20 protein-coding genes are annotated in these 18,221 nt (G+C 70.5%); 4 read left to right on the forward strand and 16 right to left on the reverse strand.

What is annotated here, in order from left to right; translation table 11 throughout:
• Positions 1-77: 77 nt before the first annotated feature.
• The 7 genes from mnhG to mbhE are packed head-to-tail and all read right to left on the reverse strand — an operon-like array spanning position 78 to position 6,325.
• Positions 78-419, reverse strand: a complete 342-nt coding sequence (gene mnhG / locus LY40_RS01145) for a monovalent cation/H(+) antiporter subunit G (protein WP_183786531.1) — start codon at positions 417-419, stop codon at positions 78-80.
• Positions 416-682 carry an MrpF/PhaF family protein gene (locus LY40_RS01150; RefSeq protein ID WP_183786532.1) on the reverse strand — a complete coding sequence of 89 codons (267 nt, stop codon included), beginning with the start codon at positions 680-682 and terminating at the stop codon, positions 416-418. The genes mnhG and LY40_RS01150 overlap by 4 nt, the downstream gene beginning before the upstream one ends.
• Positions 679-1,380: a Na+/H+ antiporter subunit E gene (locus tag LY40_RS01155; RefSeq protein ID WP_258935651.1), complete on the reverse strand. Its 702-nt coding sequence runs from the start codon at positions 1,378-1,380 to the stop codon at positions 679-681. Before LY40_RS01155 ends, LY40_RS01150 begins: the two co-directional genes overlap by 4 nt.
• Positions 1,380-2,912 (reverse strand): Na+/H+ antiporter subunit D, encoded by a 1,533-nt coding sequence (locus tag LY40_RS01160; RefSeq protein ID WP_183786534.1) that lies wholly within the window; start codon positions 2,910-2,912, stop codon positions 1,380-1,382. Before LY40_RS01160 ends, LY40_RS01155 begins: the two co-directional genes overlap by 1 nt.
• Positions 2,909-3,382 (reverse strand): Na(+)/H(+) antiporter subunit C, encoded by a 474-nt coding sequence (locus LY40_RS01165; protein WP_183786535.1) that lies wholly within the window; start codon positions 3,380-3,382, stop codon positions 2,909-2,911. Before LY40_RS01165 ends, LY40_RS01160 begins: the two co-directional genes overlap by 4 nt.
• Positions 3,383-3,389: 7 nt before the next feature.
• Positions 3,390-3,959, reverse strand: coding sequence for an MnhB domain-containing protein (locus LY40_RS01170; RefSeq protein ID WP_183786597.1), 570 nt, complete (start codon positions 3,957-3,959; stop codon positions 3,390-3,392).
• A complete protein-coding gene (gene mbhE, locus LY40_RS01175; protein WP_258935652.1) occupies positions 3,959-6,325 on the reverse strand; it encodes a hydrogen gas-evolving membrane-bound hydrogenase subunit E in 2,367 nt (788 codons plus the stop codon). The genes LY40_RS01170 and mbhE overlap by 1 nt, the downstream gene beginning before the upstream one ends.
• Positions 6,326-6,472: 147 nt before the next feature.
• On the opposite strand from mbhE, the gene LY40_RS01180 reads away from it, so the two are divergent.
• Together LY40_RS01180 and LY40_RS01185 are read left to right on the forward strand one after the other, a co-directional pair.
• Positions 6,473-6,955 carry a cation:proton antiporter regulatory subunit gene (locus tag LY40_RS01180; RefSeq protein ID WP_183786537.1) on the forward strand — a complete coding sequence of 161 codons (483 nt, stop codon included), beginning with the start codon at positions 6,473-6,475 and terminating at the stop codon, positions 6,953-6,955.
• A 9-nt stretch (positions 6,956-6,964) separates the two neighbouring features.
• Positions 6,965-8,143 (forward strand): cation:proton antiporter, encoded by a 1,179-nt coding sequence (locus LY40_RS01185; RefSeq protein WP_258935653.1) that lies wholly within the window; start codon positions 6,965-6,967, stop codon positions 8,141-8,143.
• Positions 8,144-8,200: 57 nt separating this feature from the next.
• Here the strand turns inward: LY40_RS01185 and LY40_RS01190 are convergent, their stop codons facing one another.
• Positions 8,201-8,812, reverse strand: coding sequence for a TetR/AcrR family transcriptional regulator (locus LY40_RS01190; protein ID WP_258935654.1), 612 nt, complete (start codon positions 8,810-8,812; stop codon positions 8,201-8,203).
• 128 nt (positions 8,813-8,940) lie between these two features.
• Here LY40_RS01190 and LY40_RS01195 point away from each other — a divergent pair, with 128 nt between their 5' ends.
• Positions 8,941-9,369: an organic hydroperoxide resistance protein gene (locus LY40_RS01195; RefSeq protein WP_183786540.1), complete on the forward strand. Its 429-nt coding sequence runs from the start codon at positions 8,941-8,943 to the stop codon at positions 9,367-9,369.
• Between the two features lie 166 nt (positions 9,370-9,535).
• Here LY40_RS01195 and LY40_RS01200 read toward each other — a convergent pair whose 3' ends face one another.
• From LY40_RS01200 to xerD, 6 genes are all read right to left on the reverse strand, one after another.
• Positions 9,536-10,276, reverse strand: coding sequence for a pseudouridine synthase (locus tag LY40_RS01200; protein WP_183786541.1), 741 nt, complete (start codon positions 10,274-10,276; stop codon positions 9,536-9,538).
• A complete protein-coding gene (scpB, locus tag LY40_RS01205; protein ID WP_258935674.1) occupies positions 10,266-11,051 on the reverse strand; it encodes an SMC-Scp complex subunit ScpB in 786 nt (261 codons plus the stop codon). The genes LY40_RS01200 and scpB overlap by 11 nt, the downstream gene beginning before the upstream one ends.
• Before the next feature lie 332 nt (positions 11,052-11,383).
• Complete coding sequence (locus tag LY40_RS01210) at positions 11,384-12,499, reverse strand: segregation and condensation protein A (RefSeq protein ID WP_258935655.1); 1,116 nt, start codon at positions 12,497-12,499, stop codon at positions 11,384-11,386.
• Positions 12,499-13,047 (reverse strand): cobyrinic acid a,c-diamide synthase, encoded by a 549-nt coding sequence (locus LY40_RS01215; protein WP_258935656.1) that lies wholly within the window; start codon positions 13,045-13,047, stop codon positions 12,499-12,501. The genes LY40_RS01210 and LY40_RS01215 overlap by 1 nt, the downstream gene beginning before the upstream one ends.
• The gene (locus LY40_RS01220) at positions 13,044-14,054 is read right to left on the reverse strand and encodes a ParA family protein (protein WP_183786543.1); all 1,011 of its coding nucleotides are present in this window, start codon (positions 14,052-14,054) and stop codon (positions 13,044-13,046) included. The genes LY40_RS01215 and LY40_RS01220 overlap by 4 nt, the downstream gene beginning before the upstream one ends.
• 215 nt (positions 14,055-14,269) lie before the next feature.
• Positions 14,270-15,202, reverse strand: a complete 933-nt coding sequence (xerD, locus tag LY40_RS01225; RefSeq protein WP_258935657.1) for a site-specific tyrosine recombinase XerD — start codon at positions 15,200-15,202, stop codon at positions 14,270-14,272.
• Positions 15,203-15,333: 131 nt separating this feature from the next.
• On the opposite strand from xerD, the gene LY40_RS01230 reads away from it, so the two are divergent.
• A complete protein-coding gene (locus tag LY40_RS01230) occupies positions 15,334-15,834 on the forward strand; it encodes a DUF1707 domain-containing protein (RefSeq protein WP_258935658.1) in 501 nt (166 codons plus the stop codon).
• Between the two features lie 34 nt (positions 15,835-15,868).
• Here the strand turns inward: LY40_RS01230 and LY40_RS01235 are convergent, their stop codons facing one another.
• Positions 15,869-16,501, reverse strand: coding sequence for an NUDIX domain-containing protein (locus LY40_RS01235; protein ID WP_258935659.1), 633 nt, complete (start codon positions 16,499-16,501; stop codon positions 15,869-15,871).
• Positions 16,498-18,195 (reverse strand): CTP synthase, encoded by a 1,698-nt coding sequence (gene pyrG / locus LY40_RS01240; protein ID WP_183786547.1) that lies wholly within the window; start codon positions 18,193-18,195, stop codon positions 16,498-16,500. Before pyrG ends, LY40_RS01235 begins: the two co-directional genes overlap by 4 nt.
• Positions 18,196-18,221: the final 26 nt, after the last annotated feature.

Genomic DNA, 18,221 nt, shown 5'->3' on the forward strand with positions numbered 1-18,221 from the left:
CCGGCGCACCACGATCCGTGCCGCGCCGCGTCCCGGTCGCGTGCCGCGCTGTGCTGCCGTCCCATTCTGCCTGGTGGTCACTCCCGCCCGGCACGCAGGCGCTGCGAGAGCTCGTCGACCACCAGTGTCGAACGGTCGACGCCACCGGTCCGGTAGGCGGCGCGCCCGAACAGCTGCGACAGCACCGGCGCGGTGATGACCTGGAACAGCCCTGCCAGCACGAGACCGGCAGCGAAGTGCGGTTCGAGCCGCACCGCCGTGCCCGCGAGGATGAGCAGCAGCCCGAGCGTCTGCGGCTTCGTGGCCGCCTGCAGCCTGCTCAGCGTGTCCGGCAGCCGCACCATGCCCCAGGCACCGATCACGCAGAACAGCGCACCCGAGACGAGCCCCACCGCGCTGATCCAGTCCCGCACGCTCATCGGTACTCCTCCCTGCGCTCGACCAGCCGCACCACCGAGATCGTGCCTACGAACCCGAGCAGCGCGACGACCACGATCAGCGCGATGTAGATGCCCCGTGACGACATCGCCATGCCCACCGCCGTTCCCGCGACGATCAGCACCACCAGCACGTCCACGGCGAGGATCCGGTCGAGCGTGCGCGGACCTCGCACGATGCGCAGCAGCGTCAGCAGGCCCGCCACTGCCAACAGGCCGAACGTGATCGCGAAGACGATGCTCATCGGTCCTCCCGCCTGTTCTCGTCACCGTCACCGGCATCGGCATCGGTGTCGGCATCGGCGCCACGGGCCTCGGCCTCCGACTCAGCGACCGCCTCGATGGGAGCCGGCTCCTGCGGCCTGCTGGCCGCGGTGCGGTCCCGCTGCCGTTTCGCCTCCTCGGCACGGCTTCGCGCCTCCGGCGCCTCCTGCTCGTCGCCGAACGCCCACACGACGACCCGCTGCATGTCGACCACGTCGTCGTAGGCCTTGTGGGCGTCCTGTGCAGCGCGCACGCCGGTCGTGTAGACGTACCAGATGCCGCCGGGCCGGTCGATCTGCAGCACGAACTTGCCCGGCGCGAGGGACACGACGTTCGCGGCCGACGCGATGATGTGGTCGACGTCGGACAGCACCGGGACCGCGATGATCGCCGCGGACACCCTGCCCGAGTTGCGCACGGCATCCGCCACGAACCGCAGCGCCGAGCCGAACAGGTCGACCAGGACGTACCCGGCCAGCACCGCCAGCCGCCACGGTCTGCGGAAGATGTTCCACCGGTGCGAGGGCAACGGGAACAACACGAGGACGATCAGCGCCACGACGAGGCCGTACACCGCCGTCGCCACGTCGAACGTGCCCCACAGCAACATCCAGACGATGACGAGCCAGATCACCAGCGACGGGGCGACGCGGGTGCCGTGCCTGCCGCGCCGGGGCATCAGCCGTTCCCCTCTCCGAGCACCGCGGAGCGGTAGCCCTCGTCGTGCAGCAGGTCGTGGGCCGCGCGTGCACTCATGTCGGCGAGTGGGCCCGCCAACACGGCGATCAACACGCTGATCAGGACGAGACCGCCCGTCGCACCGAGCATCGCCGCCGAGGTCGAGCCCGTGCCCACGGTCACGTCGTCGTTCGGATCGTCGTCCGGCAACGGTTCGGTCGGCGGTCCCCAGAACGCGCCGACCCAAATCTTCGTGACGGCGTAGAGCGTCAGCAGGCTCGTCACGACAGCGCCTGCCGTCACGGCGATCGCCATCGGAGTGCCCACCGCGGCGCCCGCCTGCAGCAGCGCGATCTTGGCCACGAAGCCGGAGAACGGCGGAATGCCGGCGAGGCTCATCGCCGGAATCGCGAACAGCACCGCCACCAGCGGATACGCCCTGGCGACCCCGGACATCGCCTGCAACGACACGGTCCCGGTGTGCCGGGTCACGAGACCGCTGACCAGGAACAACGCACCCTGCACCGTGATGTGGTGCACGACGTAGAGGATCACGCCGGCCAGGCCGATCACGGTGAACAGCGCAAGTCCGAACAGCATGTACCCGATGTGGCTGACGAGCAGGAACGACAACATACGGTTGAGGTCGTTCTGCGCGATCGCGCCGAGCGCCCCGACAAGCATCGTCACCAGCGCCACGCCGAGCAACACGGCCCAGCTGTCGTCGTGCACGAACACGAGCGTCTGCGTGCGGATCAGGGCGTACACGCCGACCTTGGTCAGCAGTGCCGCGAACACGGCGGTGATCGGCGCGGGTGCCGTCGGGTAGCTGTCGGGCAGCCAGAAGTGCAACGGCACGATCGCCGCCTTGATGCCGAACACGACGACGATGAACACCGCCAGGCTCGACTGCACCCCTGCCGGCAGCGCGGCGATCTTCTCCGGCATCGCGGCGAGATTGACGGTGCCCGTGGCCGTGTAGACCAGGGCGATCATCGTGATGAACAACAGCGACGACGTGAGGCTGACGATGACGTAGGTCATGCTCGGCCGAACCCGTTGGGCGGTCACGCGCCGCGTGATCAGCACGTACGACGCGCCCAGCATGATCTCGAACGCGACGAACAGGTTGAACAGGTCGCCGGTCAGGTACGCCAGGGACACGCCCGCGCACAGCACCAGGTACATCGGGTGGAACGCCGTCGAGGCCGTTCTCCGCCCGAAGTCGGTGATGCGCTGGCCGACCGAGAAGATCAGCACCGCGAGAGTCACGAGCGCCGAGACGAGCAGCAGCAGCGCGGCGAGGCGGTCGGCGACGAGGGTGATCCCGAACGGCGGGCCGTACCCGCCAAGGCGCAGGACGACCGGCCCCTCGCTGTCGGCGCGCACGAGCAACACCGCCGCGACCGCGGCGATGGCGGTCAACACGACGACACCCATCAGTCGCTGCACGCGCGGGGAGCGGCCCGCGACCAGCGAGAGTGCCGCCGCCAACAACGGCAACAACACGGGAAGTGCGACGAGGAACGTCATCGGAGCCTGGCCTCCTCGTCGTCTTCGCCGGGCCGGCTCTCGGGCGCCTCCGGCGCCTCGAACCCGGCGACCCGCTCGCTCTCGGGCGTCTCCTCCTCGACCTCTCTGGCAGCGCGTTCGGCCTCGGCGATGCGGCGGTCCTCGACGTCGTCCTGCACCTCGTCGTGACCGAGCAGCGCCCAGGACCGATAGGCGAGCGCGAGCAGGAACGTCGTGAGCGCGAACGTGATCACGATGGCCGTGAGGGCGAGCGCCTGCGGGAGCGGATCGACCATCGCCTCGAGCACGGCGGTACCCGCGAACGTCGGCTCACCGGGTGGACCACCCGCCACCTGCAGGAACAGGTTCGCCCCGTGACCGAGGATCACGATGCCCAGGATCACGCGCATCAGCGAACGCTGCATGAGCAGGTAGAAACCGATGGAGTAGAGGCCGGCGAGGGTCACGGCCATGGTGATGTTGATGGTCACGGCCGCCTCATCCCCTCTCCTCCTCGAGTTCCTCGTCGTCGACACCGGGGCCGCCGACCTCCGTGCCCGCGCCGACGGTCCGCAACAGGTCCACGACGACGCCGATGATCAACAGGTACACACCGAGGTCGAGCGCCAGGTTCGAGGTGATCTTGAGCTCGCCGAGCACGGGCAGATGCAGTTTCCACATCGCCGACGCGAGCACGGGTTCGCCGAACAACACCGGCGCGAGCGCGGTGAGCACCGAGATGGCCAGCCCGGTGCCGATCACGACGGGCGGGCGCACCCGCACCATCATCGCCAGCTCGGCGCTACCGCCCGCGACGTAGCGGAGCACGAACGCCAGCGCGGCGACCAGGCCGCCGCTGAACCCGCCGCCCGCGTTGTGGTGCCCGGCGAGCAGCAGATACACCGAGAACACGAGCACCGTCGGGAACAGGACCCGGGCCAGGACCTCGAGCAACATCGACCGGGGCCACGAGTAGGCGTCCTGCTCGGTCATCAGCCAACGTTCACGGGGCGTGTCCCATTCGGTCCACGGCACCGGCTTGCGCGCGTCATCGGGGCGGTGGTCCATCACGACCTCACCTCCGGCGTCTCGGTGGCGGAGCCGTCGGCGGCACCGCCGGTGTCCGCCGTGTCGGGACGATCGTCGGTGCGGCCGCGCTTGCGCGACCGCGCCAGGATGAGGCTGGCCGCACCGGTGGCCGCCACCGCGAGCACCGTGATCTCGCCGATCGTGTCGAAGGCACGGAAGTCGACGATGATCGCGTTGACCACGTTCGTCGCGCCCGTCTCGTCCTCGGCTCGTTCGATGTACTGCCGGCTCGCCTCCGGCATGCCCTCGGTGTAGCCCGAGTACAGCACCGCCAGGACCGCCACGAACGTGCCCGCGACCCCGGCGATCGCCGCTTTGACCCACCGGCCGTGCACGTACGCCTTGTCCTCGGCGAAACGGGGTGGGAAGCGGCGGATGACGAACACGAACACGACGAGCGTGAGCGTTTCGACGAGGAACTGCGCCAGCGCGAGGTCGGCGCCGCCGTCGACGACGAACCACGCGCCGATGCCGTATCCGACGACGCCCGCGAGCAGCACCGCGGTGAGCCGGCGCCGCGCCAGCAGTGACGTGGCGGCGGCGACCAGCACCAGCAGCGTGATCGGCACCTGGAGCCAGTTGTCGAACAGTCGCAGCTCACCGAACTCGACGCCGCCCGCGAGCAGTCCCGCGCCGGGGACGACGACGAGCGTGGTGAGAATGACGCCCAGATACACCGGCAGGGAACCGACCTGGATGCGACCGGTGACGCCCCGCGCCAGGAATTCGAGGCCGTCGACCGACCTGCCGTACCAGGTCTGGGCTCGCAGCGGCTCGGGCACGTGACCGCCCAGGCGCTGCACACCCGCGTAGCGGTGCACGAGCACGCCGGTGACGACGATGCCCGCGCTGATCAACAGCGCCGGCGTGATGCCGTGCCACAGCGCCAGGTGATAGCCGGGATCGCTGCCGTAGAGGTCGGCGTAGCCCGCCTCGATCGGCTCGATCACGCCCGGCACGAACGCGAGTGCCAGCCCGGCGAGGGAGGGCACGGCCACCAGGCCGGTCATGATGCGTCCGCACGCCACGGGTGCCGCGGGCGCCGTGTCGGGTTTGGTGCCGAACGCGCCGCGGACGAAGCGCAGGCTGTAGACGACCGTCAGCACCGAACCCACGGCGACCCCGATCCCCACGAGGACGTCGATGGTGCCGCCGCCGAACAGCGCCTCCAGCGCCACCTCCTTGCCGACGAATCCCAGCAACGGGGGCAGCCCGGCCATCGACATCGCCGCGAGCGTCGCCAGGGTCGTGAGCACCCGCCACTGCCTGCCGAGGCCGGACAGTTCCCGGATGTCGCGGGTGCCCGCGCGTTTGTCGATGATGCCCACGGTCAAGAACAGCGCCGATTTGAACAGTCCGTGCGCGAGGATCAGCGTGCCGGCCGCGAGCGCCGACATCCACGTGCCCGAGCCGAGCATGACCATGAGGAACCCGAGCTGACTGATCGTGCCGTAGGCCAGCAGTGTCTTGAGGTCGTACTGCCGCAGCGCGCGGAAGCCGCCGAGCAGCATCGTCCACAACCCGCACCCGACGACGGGGATCCACCACGCGGGATGGTCGGCGAACGCCGGCGAGAACCGGGCGACGAGGTAGACGCCCGCCTTCACCATCGCGGCGGCGTGCAGATACGCGCTGACCGGCGTCGGCGCGACCATCGCGCTGGGCAGCCACGGGTGGAACGGCACCTGCGCGGACTTGGTCAGCGCGCCGAGCAGGATCAGCAGGAGCGCCGCGGTGACGACGCCGCCCGACGGCGGGTCCGCCAGGATCTCCGAGATCCGCATCGTGCCCGCGGCGGTGCCCAGGAGGATGAGTCCGAGCAGCATCGCCAGCCCGCCGAGCGTCGTCACCAGCAGCGCCTGCGTCGCGGACGTGCGCAGCCGTTTCGCGACCCCGTCCCCGCCGACGAGCAGGAACGAGCACACCGTGGTGAGCTCCCAGAACAGGTACAGCGAGATGACGTCGTCGGCCAGGACCAGTCCGAGCATCGCGCCCGCGAATGTGACCAGCAGCGCCGAGTCACGGGCGGTGGTGCGGTGATCGTCGACCTTGGCGTACCGGGCGTAGTAGCAGAGCACAACCGCGCCGATGCCGCTCACCAGCAGGATCAGCAGTAGTGCGAGTTCGTCGAAGCGCGCGGTGAATTCGAGGCCGATGGCGGGTGCCCAGGCCACCGTCTCCAGCGGCGGAGCGTCTCCGACGGCCTCACCAACCCTGGCCAGCGTGTAGACCAGGGTCGCAGCCGGAGCGAGAGCGCCGACCACGAAGGCGGCCCTGCCGTAGCGGCGCGCGACCAGCGGCAGGACCGCGGCGAGTGCGAAGTGCGCCACGATCGCCACCAGCACCCGGTTTCACCGTCCCCTCGGTCGGCCCGCAATACCGACATCCTACGAACTGAACGATCACTCCGCGCGACCGGCCAGAATGGATGGTCACGCGGCGACGGTGCCGACCTCCGTCCCACTTCCGGCGCCCAGGGTTACGGTGGAGCCGTGAACGTCGAAGTGACTCCACTGCCGGGCATCGGTGTCCGGAAGGAATTCGTCGCGGGCAACGGCCGTCGGATCGGCGTCGTCAACCACCGCGACGGCACGACCGACCTCATCGTCTCCAAGTCGGACGATCCCGACGCGTGCCTGGCGTCGCTGCCGCTGACCGCCGACGAGGCGGGCGCGCTGGCGAACCTGCTCGGTGCGCCCCAACTGGTCGCGCAACTCACCGAGGAGCAGAAGGACCTGCCCGGCATCAGCACCCGGCAGCTGACCATCAAGGCCGCCTCGCCCTACGACGGCCGGTCGCTGGCCGACACGGAGATCCGCACCCGGACCGGCGTGTCCGTCGTCGCGGTGATGCGCGCGGGCCAGATCCACCCGTCCCCCACTCCGGACTTCGTGTTCACGGCGGGCGACCTCGTCGTGGCGGTCGGCACGGCGGAGGGGCTCGACGCGGCCACGAAGATCCTCCACCAGGGGTGACGGCCCGCCGTGGACCACACCGCACTCGCCCTGATCGAGCTCGGCGGGGTCTTCTTCCTGCTCGGCGCGCTCGGTAAGGTCGCGCAGCGCGTCGGGATGTCGCCGATCCCGCTGTACCTCGTGGGCGGGCTGTTCTTCGGCGAAGGCGGCGTGATCGAGCTGGGCGACATCGGCCAGTTCACGCACCTGGCCAGCGAGATCGGCGTCGTGCTGCTGTTGTTGCTGCTCGGCCTCGAATACTCGGCCGCCGAACTCGTCGGCGGGATGAAACGCTCGTGGCTGGCCGGCGTCGTCGACATCGTCGCCAACGCGGCGCCGGGCGTCGTGGTGGCGCTACTGCTGGGCTGGGGCCCGATCGGCGCCCTGGTGCTCGCCGGTGTCACCTACATCTCCTCGTCCGGCATCATCGCCAAGGTCCTCGGCGACCTGGGCAGACTCGGTAACCGCGAAACCCCGGTCGTGCTGTCGATCCTGGTGTTCGAGGACCTGGCGATGGCGGTGTACCTGCCGATCCTCACCGCGGTCCTCGGCGGGGTGAGCCTGCTGGGCGGCCTGACGGCGGTGGGCATCTCGCTGCTGGTCATCTCGGTCGTACTGGTCATCGCGATCAGGTACGGGCGCTTCGTGTCGGCGATCGTGGACAGCGAGGACCGCGAGGTCTTCCTGCTCCGCGTCTTCGGAGCGGCGCTGCTCGTGGCCGGACTCGCACAGGCACTGCAGGTGTCGGCCGCCGTGGGCGCGTTCCTGCTCGGTATCGCGATCTCCGGGTCGACGGCGGAGAACGCCACCCGACTGCTGGAACCACTGCGCGACCTGTTCGCGGCCGTGTTCTTCGTCGTGTTCGGTCTGGGCACCGATCCCGCGTCGATCCCGCCGGTGCTGGCCTGGGCCGTCGTACTCGCGGTCGTGACGACGCTGACGAAGATCGGCACCGGGTGGTGGGCGGCGCGGCGTTCCGGGGTCGGCAGACTCGGCCGGGCACGGGCGGGTGCGGCGCTCGTGGCGCGCGGGGAGTTCTCGATCGTCATCGCCGGACTCGCGGTGAGCGCGGGCGCCGTCGAAGGCGAACTCGCCGCGCTCGCCACCACGTACGTCCTGCTCATGGCGGTCCTCGGCCCCACAGCGGCCCGCGTCGTCGAGCCCGTGGCCCGGCGCCTGCAGCCGCGCCCGGCCACGACGGGCTCGTGACCCGCACGCCTCCCCCGACACGCCCGAACCACGGGGTGGGGCGCGGCGCGCCGGGAGTCAGCGCGCGGCGCGGATGACCGCCCGCCCGGCGGCGAGCAGCGTCCGCGCTCGCGTCCCGTCGGATCCGCCGAGGTCGCCGTGGACCATCGCACCGTCACGCAGCATCATCAGCTGGTCGGTGACGGCCGGGTCGGTGACGCCGAGTGCGTCCAGCTGCTCCTGCAGTACACCCGCGAACCATGCGCGGTGGGTGGTCACGGTCCGCCGGACGACGTGCTCCGGGTCCGAGTACTCGGCGGCGGCGTTGATGTACGGGCAACCGCGGAACCCGGGAGCACAGCTGACGACCGCGAGCTCCTGCGCCAGCGCGGTGAGCATCCCCTGCGGGTCACCGGCGTGCCGCGTGCGGAGCGCCTCGATCGCCTCACGCTCGACGGACGCGCGGAGTTCGAGGTAGGCGACGACCAGGTCGTCCTTCGTCGGGAAGTACCGGTAGAACGTCACCTTGCTCACGCTCGCGGCGGCGATGATCCGGTCGGCGCTGACGGTACGGATGCCGTCGGTGTAGAACAGCTCGTCCGCCGCGTCCAGGATCCGGTCCCGCACCGGGAGCTGCGCTCGTTCCGTCGCCGCTGTCGCAGCCCGGTCCTCGGTCGTTCGCGGCGTCATCGGCCTTCCCTTCGTCATCCTGCCCGGTCGTCGATCGGCTCCGAGTGTGGCCTGCACGTGCGCCCGTTCGGTGCTAACGTCGTAGACGTACTAGTTAGTCTACATCAGGTCAAAACGAGGAGAACTCCATGTCAGACGCCGTGTACACCGCAATCGCGACATCCACGGGCGACGGCCGGCGTGGCGGCAGGGCCGCCACGAACGACGAGGCGCTCGACCTCACGCTCGCCGTCCCCACCGAGATGGGCGGCGCGGGCGGCGGCACCAACCCGGAACAGCTGTTCGCGGCAGGCTGGGCGGCGTGCTTCCACTCCGCGCTGAAGGCCGTGGCGGCTGAGCGTAAGACGACGATCAGCGACTCGGCGGTGATCGCCGAGGTGCAGCTGCGGTCACAGGACGGCGGCGGGTTCGGCCTCGCCGCGGACCTGCACGTCGAACTGTCGGGCGTCGACCAGGCCACCGCCGACGAGCTGGCCGAGGCCGCCCACGCGATGTGCCCGTACTCCAACGCCACCCGCGGCAACATCCCGGTGACCGTCGACGCCACCGTCGCCTGACCACCCGGCCGTTGGACGGCGCGGGCGCTCGCGCCACGTCCCGGCAGGCACACGACACGCGGCCCCACACGTCCCCGACGTGCGGGGCCGCGTCCGAGCCGAGTGCGCTGCGGCGGGCGTGACCGGCCGGGCCGTCACGCGGAAGCCGCTCGTGACCGAGCGGGCGTTACGACCCGACGGCCTTGTAGAGCGAGCCGATCTCCTTGCGGTTCAGCTTGCGGATCGCGCCCGGCTTGGTCTGCCCCAGCTGCACGCCGCCCACCGCGGTGCGGACCAGCTTCCGGACCGGGTGGCCGACCTCGCGCAGCAGCCGGCGCACGACGTGCTTCCGGCCCTCGTGCAGCACGAGCTCCACCAGCGTTCGCCCGGCCTGGACGTCCTTGACCCGGAACTCGTCCACGCGCACCGGCCCGTCGTCGAGCTCGATCCCGCTGCGAAGCCGTTTGCCGAGCCCTCGCGGAACGGCACCGTCGACCTCGGCCAGGTACGTCTTGGGCACGTGGAACGACGGGTGCATCAGCTTGTTCGCCAGATCACCGTCGTTGGTCAGCAGCAGCAGGCCCTCGGTCTCGGCGTCGAGCCTGCCGACGTGGAACAGGCGTTCCCTGCGGTTCCGCACGTAGTCGCCCACGCACAGCCTGCCCTCCTCGTCGGACATCGTGCTGTGGACGCCTTTCGGCTTGTTCAGCGCGAGGTAGACCAGCGTGTCGTCCACGATCAGGCGTTCGCCGTCCACGTGGATCACCGCGGTGTCCGGGTCCACCCGCTTGCCGAGTTCCCGCACGGTCTCGCCGTCGACGCTCACCCGGCCCTGCGCGATCAGCTCCTCGGACGCGCGCCGCGACGCGACGCCTGCCTGGGCGAGCACTTTCTGCAGGCGAACCCCTTCGGGGTTGCTAGATGTCATCGATCGAATCCACCTCGGGTAGCAAGGGTGCGATGGGCGGCAGGTCGTTCAGCGACTCCAGGCCCAACCGCTCCAGGAACAACTCGGTCGTCACGTACAGCGTGCCGCCGGACTCGCCGTCGGCGCCGCTCTCCTCGATCAGACCGCGCTGTACGAGCGTACGGATCACGCCGTCGACGTTCACACCGCGTACCGCCGCGACCCTCGAGCGCGTGACCGGCTGCCGGTACGCGATGACCGCGAGCGTTTCGAGCGCGGCGCGCGTGAGCTTCGACCGCTGGCCGTCGAGCAGCAGCTTCTCCACGAACGGGGCGTACGTGTCGCGGGTGTAGAACCGCCAGCCCTCGGCCGACCGGCGCAGGTCGAACCCGCTGCCGCGGTCGGTGTAGTCCTCGGCCATCGTGCGCAACGTCTCGGTGACCCGGTCGACCGGCTGTTCCAGCGCACCGGCCAGCGTTTCCTCGGTCACCGGCACGTCGACGACGAGCAGCATCGACTCGAGCGCCGACACCAGCGTGTCGTAGTCGGACACGTCCGGCAGCGTCCGGTCCTGCGCCACCGTCGTCAGGCTCGTGTCCTCGCCGCTGTCGTCGGCATCGCGGTCGAGGTCGACAGGGCCACCCTCGTCGGGGAGGCCATCGCCGCCGTCGTCGCGGTCACCGCGGTCGGTATCGCGGTCACGGCCGGGTTCCCCGGCGCCGGCGTCCCCAGAGCGATCCGCGACGTCCGCCGCGACGTCCTCGGTGTCGGTGTCGTCCTCGGTGTCGGTGTCGATCGCGGTGTCGGTGTCGGCATCACCGTCGGCCGCTGCGCTGTCGGAGGAGTCACCGGCGGCGGGGTCACCGGCGGCGGGGTCACCGACGACGGATCCGTCGTGGCGCTCGTCGCTCCCGGTGTGCCCGTTCCCCTCGTCGTCGCCGTGCCCGACCGGGACCGCACGGCCGTTCGTGCCGCCGGACTCGGCTGCAGCAGTCTCCGTGGTGCCCGGTGTCCCGGCGTCGGCGGTGTCGGTGTCGGTGTCGGTGTCGGTGTCGGTGGTGACGGTGTCTGCGGCGGCTTCGGCGCCGGGGTCGGCTCCGGGCCTCGCATCGGTGTCGTGTGGCTCGCTCACCCGTACTCCTCGTCGTCCGTATCGGCTGCCCGGTCGGCTTCGGCCCGCGCCGTGGCCTCCTCGACCGAACCGCCCGTCCAGCGCACGTGCAGCTCGCCCAGCGCCTCCTCCTGCTCGAGGTTCACGGACTTCTCCCGGTAGAGCTCGAGCAGTGCCAGGAACCGCGCGACCACCTCGAGCGTGTGTTCGCAGTCGGCAACGAGGTCACGGAACGTTCCCTCGCCCTGCTCGGCCAGCCGGATCCGCAGCACGGCCGCATGTTCGCGCACCGACACCTTGCCCATGTGCAGGTGGTCGAGCGACACCTCGGGCGCGGGTTTGGGCCGGAACACCCCGAGCGCGACGTCGGCGAACCTGTCCGGGGTGACGCCGAGCATCACCTCGGGCAGCAGGCCGAGATACCGTTCCTCCAGGCTGACCGACCGCGGGTAACGCCGGAGCGCGCCCGCCTCGAGCTCGCCGAACAGTGCCGCGACCTGCTTGTAGGCGCGGTATTGCAACACGCGCGCGAACAGCAGGTCGCGCGCCTCCAGCAACGCCAGGTCGTCCTCGTCCTCGACCTCCGCCGACGGCAGCAGCCGCGCGGCCTTCAGGTCGAGCAACGTCGCCGCGACGACGAGGAACTCGGTGGTCTCGTCCAGGTCCCATTCCTGGCCGAGTGACCTTGTGTGGGCGATGAAGTCGTCGGTGACCTGGTGCAGCGCGACCTCGGTGACGTCCAGCTGATGCTGCGAGATCAGCTGCAGCAGCAGGTCGAACGGACCTTCGAAGTTCGCCAGTCGCACCTGGAACCGCGGCGTACCGTCCGAGGACTCCGTGTCCCCGGTGTTCGCTGCGTCCCCGGTATTCGCGGTGTCCCCCGTGTTCGCGGCGTCCCCGGAACCCGCGGCACCGGGGTCCGCGTCACCGGCACCGGCGGCCGCACCGGAGCCACCGTCTGCAGCCTGCCGGGCCTCGCCGTCGGTGCCGGCGGTGCTGTCGCTGCCACCGGTCGATGCGTCGGGTTCCGTGCCGGGATCCGACGCATCGCCGGTGGCAGGAGCGGCCGCGGGCGTTCCCGGGTCGGCCGGTGTGTCGTCGGCGTCAGGCTGGGGCTGTGCCCCGTGGTTCATCAGTTCGCGGCTTCCTGATCGTCGAGGTCGCCGTCACGCAGCCGCGTCACCAGCACCGAGTCCTCGCCGCGGGCCTCGAAGTCGGCCAGCAGCACGGCAACCGCCTCACGCACGATGCGCCCACGGTCGACCGCCAGGTCGTGCGAGGCACGCAGGGCCAGCCGGGCCTGTTCCATCGCGACCAGCTCGTCGCCGGACAGATACACGGTGATCTTCGCGTCGTGCTTCTGCCTGCCCGAGCCGCGACGCCCGGCACCGGCCTTCGCCAGGCCGGCCGACCCCGACGTCGTCGACGGCGGCTTCTCCGAGGCCGCAGGCTTCCGGGCCGCGTCGCTGTCGGCCGCGGGGGCCTGTTCGTCGGCCGCTCGTGCCGGCGTCTCGGCCGCCGGTGCCGCGGTGTCGGCCGCCGTCGCCTCGACCGATTCGGCTTCCGGAGCCGAGGCGGGCGCGGGCGGGGCCGCGGGCGTCACAGCTCCGTCCCCGAACACGGGGTTGCTGGTGCGGCGGAACAGTTCCGACGCGCCGGGCAGGGATGCTCGCCTGCTCACCGGCCGATCACCTCACGTGCCAACTGTCGGTATGCCGCTGCGCCGGCCGAGCGCGGAGCCCACTTGGTGATCGGTTCACCGGCCACAGTGGTCTCCGGGAACCGCACGGTGCGGTTGATCACCGTGTCGAACACGGTGTCGCCGAATGCCTCCACCACGCGCGCCATGACCTCCTTCGAATGCAACGTCCTCGGGTCGAACATCGTGGCGAGAATGCCGGTGATGTCCAGTTTGGGGTTGAGCCGCTCGCGCACCTTATCGATGGTGTCGATCAGCAACGCCACGCCCCGCAGACTGAAGAACTCGCACTCCAGCGGGATGATCACGCCGTCGGACGCGGTGAGCGCATTGACGGTGAGCAGTCCCAGCGACGGCTGGCAGTCGACAAGAACATAGTCGTACTGCTTCATCACCGGATGCAGCACCCTCAGTAGCGTGTGCTCACGCCCGACCTCGGCGACCAGCTGCACCTCGGCCGCCGACAGGTCGATGTTGCTCGGCAGCAGGTCGATGCCCTCGAGCTTCGTGTTCCGGATGACGCTGTCGACAGGCAGCGACCGCTCCATGATCACGTTGTAGACGCTCTGCTCGAGCTCGTGCGGCTGCACACCGAGACCGACCGACAGGGCGCCCTGCGGATCGAAGTCGACGAGCAGCACGCGCCTGCCGTACTCGGCGAGCGCGGCGCCGAGGTTGATCGTCGACGTGGTCTTGCCCACGCCACCCTTTTGGTTACACATCGCCAGCACCGTCGCCGGGCCGTGCGTGTGCAACTCCGGGGGTTCGGGGATCTCCCGCAGCGGCCTGCCGGTCGGGCCGAGCTTGACCTCCTCGGCCTGCTCACCACCGGTCTGGTCCTCGCCGGCAGCGGCGGGTGCCGTTTCGGCCGCGGCCGCACCGGAGTAACCGGGGCCGGCCGCGGGTTCGGACGTGGCGCCTGCGGTCGTACCGCTGCCCCCGGCGGTCGTGTCGCCGGACTCGGATCGCGGCTGCTGGGAGGTCGACATAGGGCGGAAGCTCCTCCTTGGGGCAAGAACGCCGTCAGCCTATTCGCGGTGTAGACATAGCGGCAAAGAGGCTCGCCGCACGTCGAGCCGATTGTCGCCGACCCGCCCGGCTCGGCGGCGACCGGACACGCCGAGGAGCAGAGGCGTGCCGCGTGGCACCGGCAACGCGGGACGGGTGCGACCGGCACCGGTGGTTGCGAGCGACGCCGGCGCGGTCAGCGGAGTGCGCGCGGGTGGGCGGTCGCGTACACCTCGCGCAACGTGGTCACGGTGACGAGGGTGTAGACCTGCGTGGTGGACACCGAGGCGTGCCCGAGCAGTTCCTGCACCACCCGCACGTCGGCACCGCCTTCGATGAGGTGGGTGGCGAACGAGTGCCGCAGCGTGTGCGGTGACACGGTCGCGCTGAGCCCCGCCCGCTCCGCGGCGGTCTTGAGCACGTGCCACGCGCTCTGCCGCGACAGCCTGCCGCCGCGCGCGTTGAGGAACACCGCGGCCGTGCCACGCCCCGACTTGGCCAGCACCGGGCGCGCACGGACGAGATAGGCGTCGAGCGCTTCCAGCGCGGGCCTGCCGATCGGCACGAGCCGCTGTCTGCCGCCCTTGCCGTCGAGCAGCACGGTGCGCTCGCCGGTGTCGATGTCGTCGACGTCGAGACCGACCGCCTCGGAAATGCGGGCGCCGGTCGAATACAGCAGTTCCAGCAGGGCACGGTCCCGCAACGGGCGTTCCCCGTCCGGCGCGGGAGTGGCGAGCAGGCGCAACACGTCGTCGACCGGCAGCGCCTTCGGCAACCGCCGCGCGGGCGCGGGGGGATGCACGTCGCGGGCGGGGTCGTGGGTGGTGATGCCGTCCGCACTGGCGAACTTGTGCAACCCGCGCACCGCCACCAGCGCCCGGGCCGCCGACGACGCCGCCAGCGGCCGGTGCTCGTCATCGCCCTCCCGCAACACGGCGCCGAACTCGGCGACGTGCGCGGCCTCCACTGCCGCCGGGTCGGTGATGCCGTTGCGCTGCAGGAACTCGACGTAGCGGCGCAGATCACGGGCGTACCCGTCGAGCGTGTTCTTCGACGTGCCGCGCTCCACCGCGAGGTGGTCGAGATAGGTCGCCACGACGTGTTCGACGGAGCCTCGCGAGCGTGTCACGCGGACACTCTAGACGGATCGGCCCCGTCGGCAGGCACATTCACCCGGGCCTGTTCCCCCTCGTTCGCGGGGCGAGCCGGGCTGGCCGACGAAGCGCGCCGAACCGGCGTCGAAACGGTAGCGTCGAGCCCATGACGCAGGATCCGAACGAGCTCCGCGTCGGACACACCGAACGGGAGGAAGCCTCCCGCGTGCTCGCCGACCACTTCAGCTCCGGCAGGCTGTCGATGGACGAGTACGAGGACCGCGTGGCCGCGGCCGCCGCGGCACGGACGCGTGCTGATCTGGGCGGACTGTTCGACGACCTTCCCGCGCCGCACCCGACCTTCCTCCGGCCTCCGCAGGCGTCGCTCCCGCCGACGACGCACCACCCCGGTTCGGTGCCCACCGCGGGCCGTACGGCCGATGTGCTGCCTCCGTCCGACAAGTCGAGAATAGCCGCCGGAGTGCTGCAGATCCTGCTGCCGTTCGGCATCGGCAGGTTCTACACGGGACACACCGGCTTGGCGCTCGCCCAGTTGTTCGTGACGCTGCTGACGCTCGGCCTGGGCGCGATCTGGCCGTTCATCGACGGGATCGTGCTACTGGCCAAGGGCGGGGTCGACGGCAACGGCCGCCGGCTCCGCGACTGATCTCGACGCCGGCCGCCGGCCCCGCGGCCGGGCGTCAGTCGTCGCGAAGCCGTTCGGCGAACGTCATCGGCCGGTGCCGCCACGGGGCGTGCGGCCCACGCGGGGAGCGCTGCCCGGTGATGACGGCGTGCGCCGCGAGGATTCCCCCGACGCTCGCCCCGTTGACGATCTCGCCAGCCAGCACCATGCCGACCGCATCGTCCAGGGGGACGGTCGTGATCGTCAGATCCGCCTCCTCGTCCCCGTGGGCCTGCCGCGGCACCGGCGTCAGCTCGCGCGCCAGGTAGACGCGCACCACCTCGTCGGTGAAGCCAGGGGACGCCGCGACCTCGACGAGCGTGTCCCACCGCGCGGCGGCCAGTCCGGCCTCCTCGACGAGCTCGCGTGCCGCGGTGTCCACCGGATCCTCACCGTCGACGTCCAGCAGGCCCGCGGGCAGTTCCCACAGCCGGTCCTGCACCGGATGGCGGTACTGGTGGATGAGCGTCACGCAGCCGTCGTCGTCGACGGCGCAGACGGCCACGGCCCCGAGGTGTTCGACCACCTCGCGCCGTGCCGTCCGACCGCCCGGCATCGACACCTCGTCGACCCGCAGTCCCACGACGCGTCCGATGTGGATGTCCTGCGTGGACACCACATCGAATGCGTGCGTTCCCGGTTCCGTCACCGCGTACCCGCCGATTCCGGCAGCTCGACGGGCAGCCGCTCGGCCGTGTGGTACTCGACCGCCGCCCGGACGAACGCACTGAACAGCGGGTGCGGGCGGGTAGGCCTGCTCTTGAGTTCGGGGTGCGCCTGCGTGGCGACGAAGAACGGGTGGTCCTCGGCGGGCAGCTCCACGAACTCGACGAGCCGGTCGTCGGGCGAGGTGCCGGAGAACACCAGGCCCGCCTTCGCCAGCCGGTCGCGGTAGGCGTTGTTGACCTCGTAGCGGTGGCGGTGCCGCTCGGAGATCTCCGTCTCGCCGTAGGCGGCCGCGACCTGCGAACCGGCCTGCAGCGTCGCCGGGTAGGCACCGAGCCGCATCGTGCCGCCCATGTCCTTCTCCCCCGCGACGACCTGCTTCTGATCGGCCATCGTGGAGATCACCGGGTGGGCGGTCGCCTGGTCGAACTCGGCCGAGTCGGCGCCGTCGATCCCGGCGAGGTTGCGAGCCGCCTCCACGACCATGCACTGCAGCCCCAGGCACAGCCCCAGCACCGGGATCTTGCGCTCACGGGCGAACTTGATCGCGCCGATCTTGCCCTCGATACCGCGGATGCCGAATCCGCCGGGAATCAGCACGCCATCCACATCGGACAGCGCAGCGGCCGCGCCGGACTCGGTCAGCAGGTCGTCCGAGGCCACCCATACGATCTTCACCTTGGCGTGGTGGGCGAAGCCGCCCGCGCGCAGCGCCTCGGTCACCGACAGATAGGCGTCCGGCAGGTCGATGTACTTGCCGACCAGCGCGATCCGCACCGTCTCGCTCGGGTTGTGCACGCGTTCGAGCAGGTCGCCCCACACGGTCCAGTCGACATCGCGGAACGGCAGCCCGAGCCTGCGCACCACGTAGGCGTCGAGCGCCTCCGCGTGCAGAACCTTCGGGATGTCGTAGATGGACGGCGCGTCCGGGCAGGCGATGACGGCCTCGCTGTCCACATCGGACATCAAGCCGATCTTGTTCTTGACCTCTTCGGAGAGCTCACGGTCGGCGCGGCACACCAGTGCGTCCGGCTGGATACCGATGTTGCGCAGCGCGGCCACCGAGTGCTGGGTCGGCTTCGTCTTGAGCTCGCCGGACGGTGCCAGGTACGGCACGAGCGAGACGTGCAGGAAGAAGCAGTTGTCCCGGCCGACGTCGTGGCGCACCTGGCGACACGCCTCGAGGAACGGCAGCGACTCGATGTCGCCCACGGTGCCGCCGACCTCGGTGATCACGACATCGGGCCGTTTGCCACTGCCGTCGCCGTCGGCGACGGCCATGATGCGCGCCTTGATCTCGTCCGTGATGTGCGGAATGACCTGCACCGTGTCGCCCAGGTACTCGCCCCGGCGCTCCTTGGCGATCACGGACGAGTACACCTGGCCGGTGGTCACATTGGCCGAACCGGTGAGGTCACGGTCGAGGAAGCGTTCGTAGTGCCCGATGTCCAGATCGGTCTCGGCGCCGTCGTCGGTGACGAACACCTCACCGTGCTGGAACGGGTTCATGGTGCCCGGGTCGACGTTGAGATACGGATCCAGCTTCTGCATCGTGACGCGGAGTCCACGAGCGGTGAGAAGCTGGCCCAGGCTGGAGGCGGTAAGCCCCTTACCGAGCGAGGAGGCGACGCCTCCGGTGACGAAGACGTACTTGGTTGTCCGCGGCTGAAGTCCCACGGGCTTCCACCTTAACTCACGTTGCC

It is taken from the genome of Prauserella salsuginis, from assembly GCF_024648885.1.
Taxonomy (GTDB): Bacteria; Actinomycetota; Actinomycetes; order Mycobacteriales; family Pseudonocardiaceae; genus Prauserella; species Prauserella salsuginis.

What these genes read in the sequence shown, in the direction of transcription:
- LY40_RS01230 (WP_258935658.1), top strand. Translation starts at nt 15,334, where the DNA reads ATGACGCAGGATCCGAACGAGCTCCGCGTCGGACACACCGAACGGGAG.
- LY40_RS01200 (WP_183786541.1), bottom strand. Translation starts at nt 10,276, where the DNA reads ATGACATCTAGCAACCCCGAAGGGGTTCGCCTGCAGAAAGTGCTCGCC.
- LY40_RS01150 (WP_183786532.1), bottom strand. Translation starts at nt 682, where the DNA reads ATGAGCATCGTCTTCGCGATCACGTTCGGCCTGTTGGCAGTGGCGGGC.
- LY40_RS01170 (WP_183786597.1), bottom strand. Translation starts at nt 3,959, where the DNA reads ATGGACCACCGCCCCGATGACGCGCGCAAGCCGGTGCCGTGGACCGAA.
- LY40_RS01220 (WP_183786543.1), bottom strand. Translation starts at nt 14,054, where the DNA reads ATGTCGACCTCCCAGCAGCCGCGATCCGAGTCCGGCGACACGACCGCC.
- LY40_RS01160 (WP_183786534.1), bottom strand. Translation starts at nt 2,912, where the DNA reads ATGACGTTCCTCGTCGCACTTCCCGTGTTGTTGCCGTTGTTGGCGGCG.
- LY40_RS01190 (WP_258935654.1), bottom strand. Translation starts at nt 8,812, where the DNA reads ATGACGCCGCGAACGACCGAGGACCGGGCTGCGACAGCGGCGACGGAA.
- LY40_RS01210 (WP_258935655.1), bottom strand. Translation starts at nt 12,499, where the DNA reads ATGAACCACGGGGCACAGCCCCAGCCTGACGCCGACGACACACCGGCC.
- mnhG (WP_183786531.1), bottom strand. Translation starts at nt 419, where the DNA reads ATGAGCGTGCGGGACTGGATCAGCGCGGTGGGGCTCGTCTCGGGTGCG.
- LY40_RS01195 (WP_183786540.1), top strand. Translation starts at nt 8,941, where the DNA reads ATGTCAGACGCCGTGTACACCGCAATCGCGACATCCACGGGCGACGGC.
- LY40_RS01155 (WP_258935651.1), bottom strand. Translation starts at nt 1,380, where the DNA reads ATGCCCCGGCGCGGCAGGCACGGCACCCGCGTCGCCCCGTCGCTGGTG.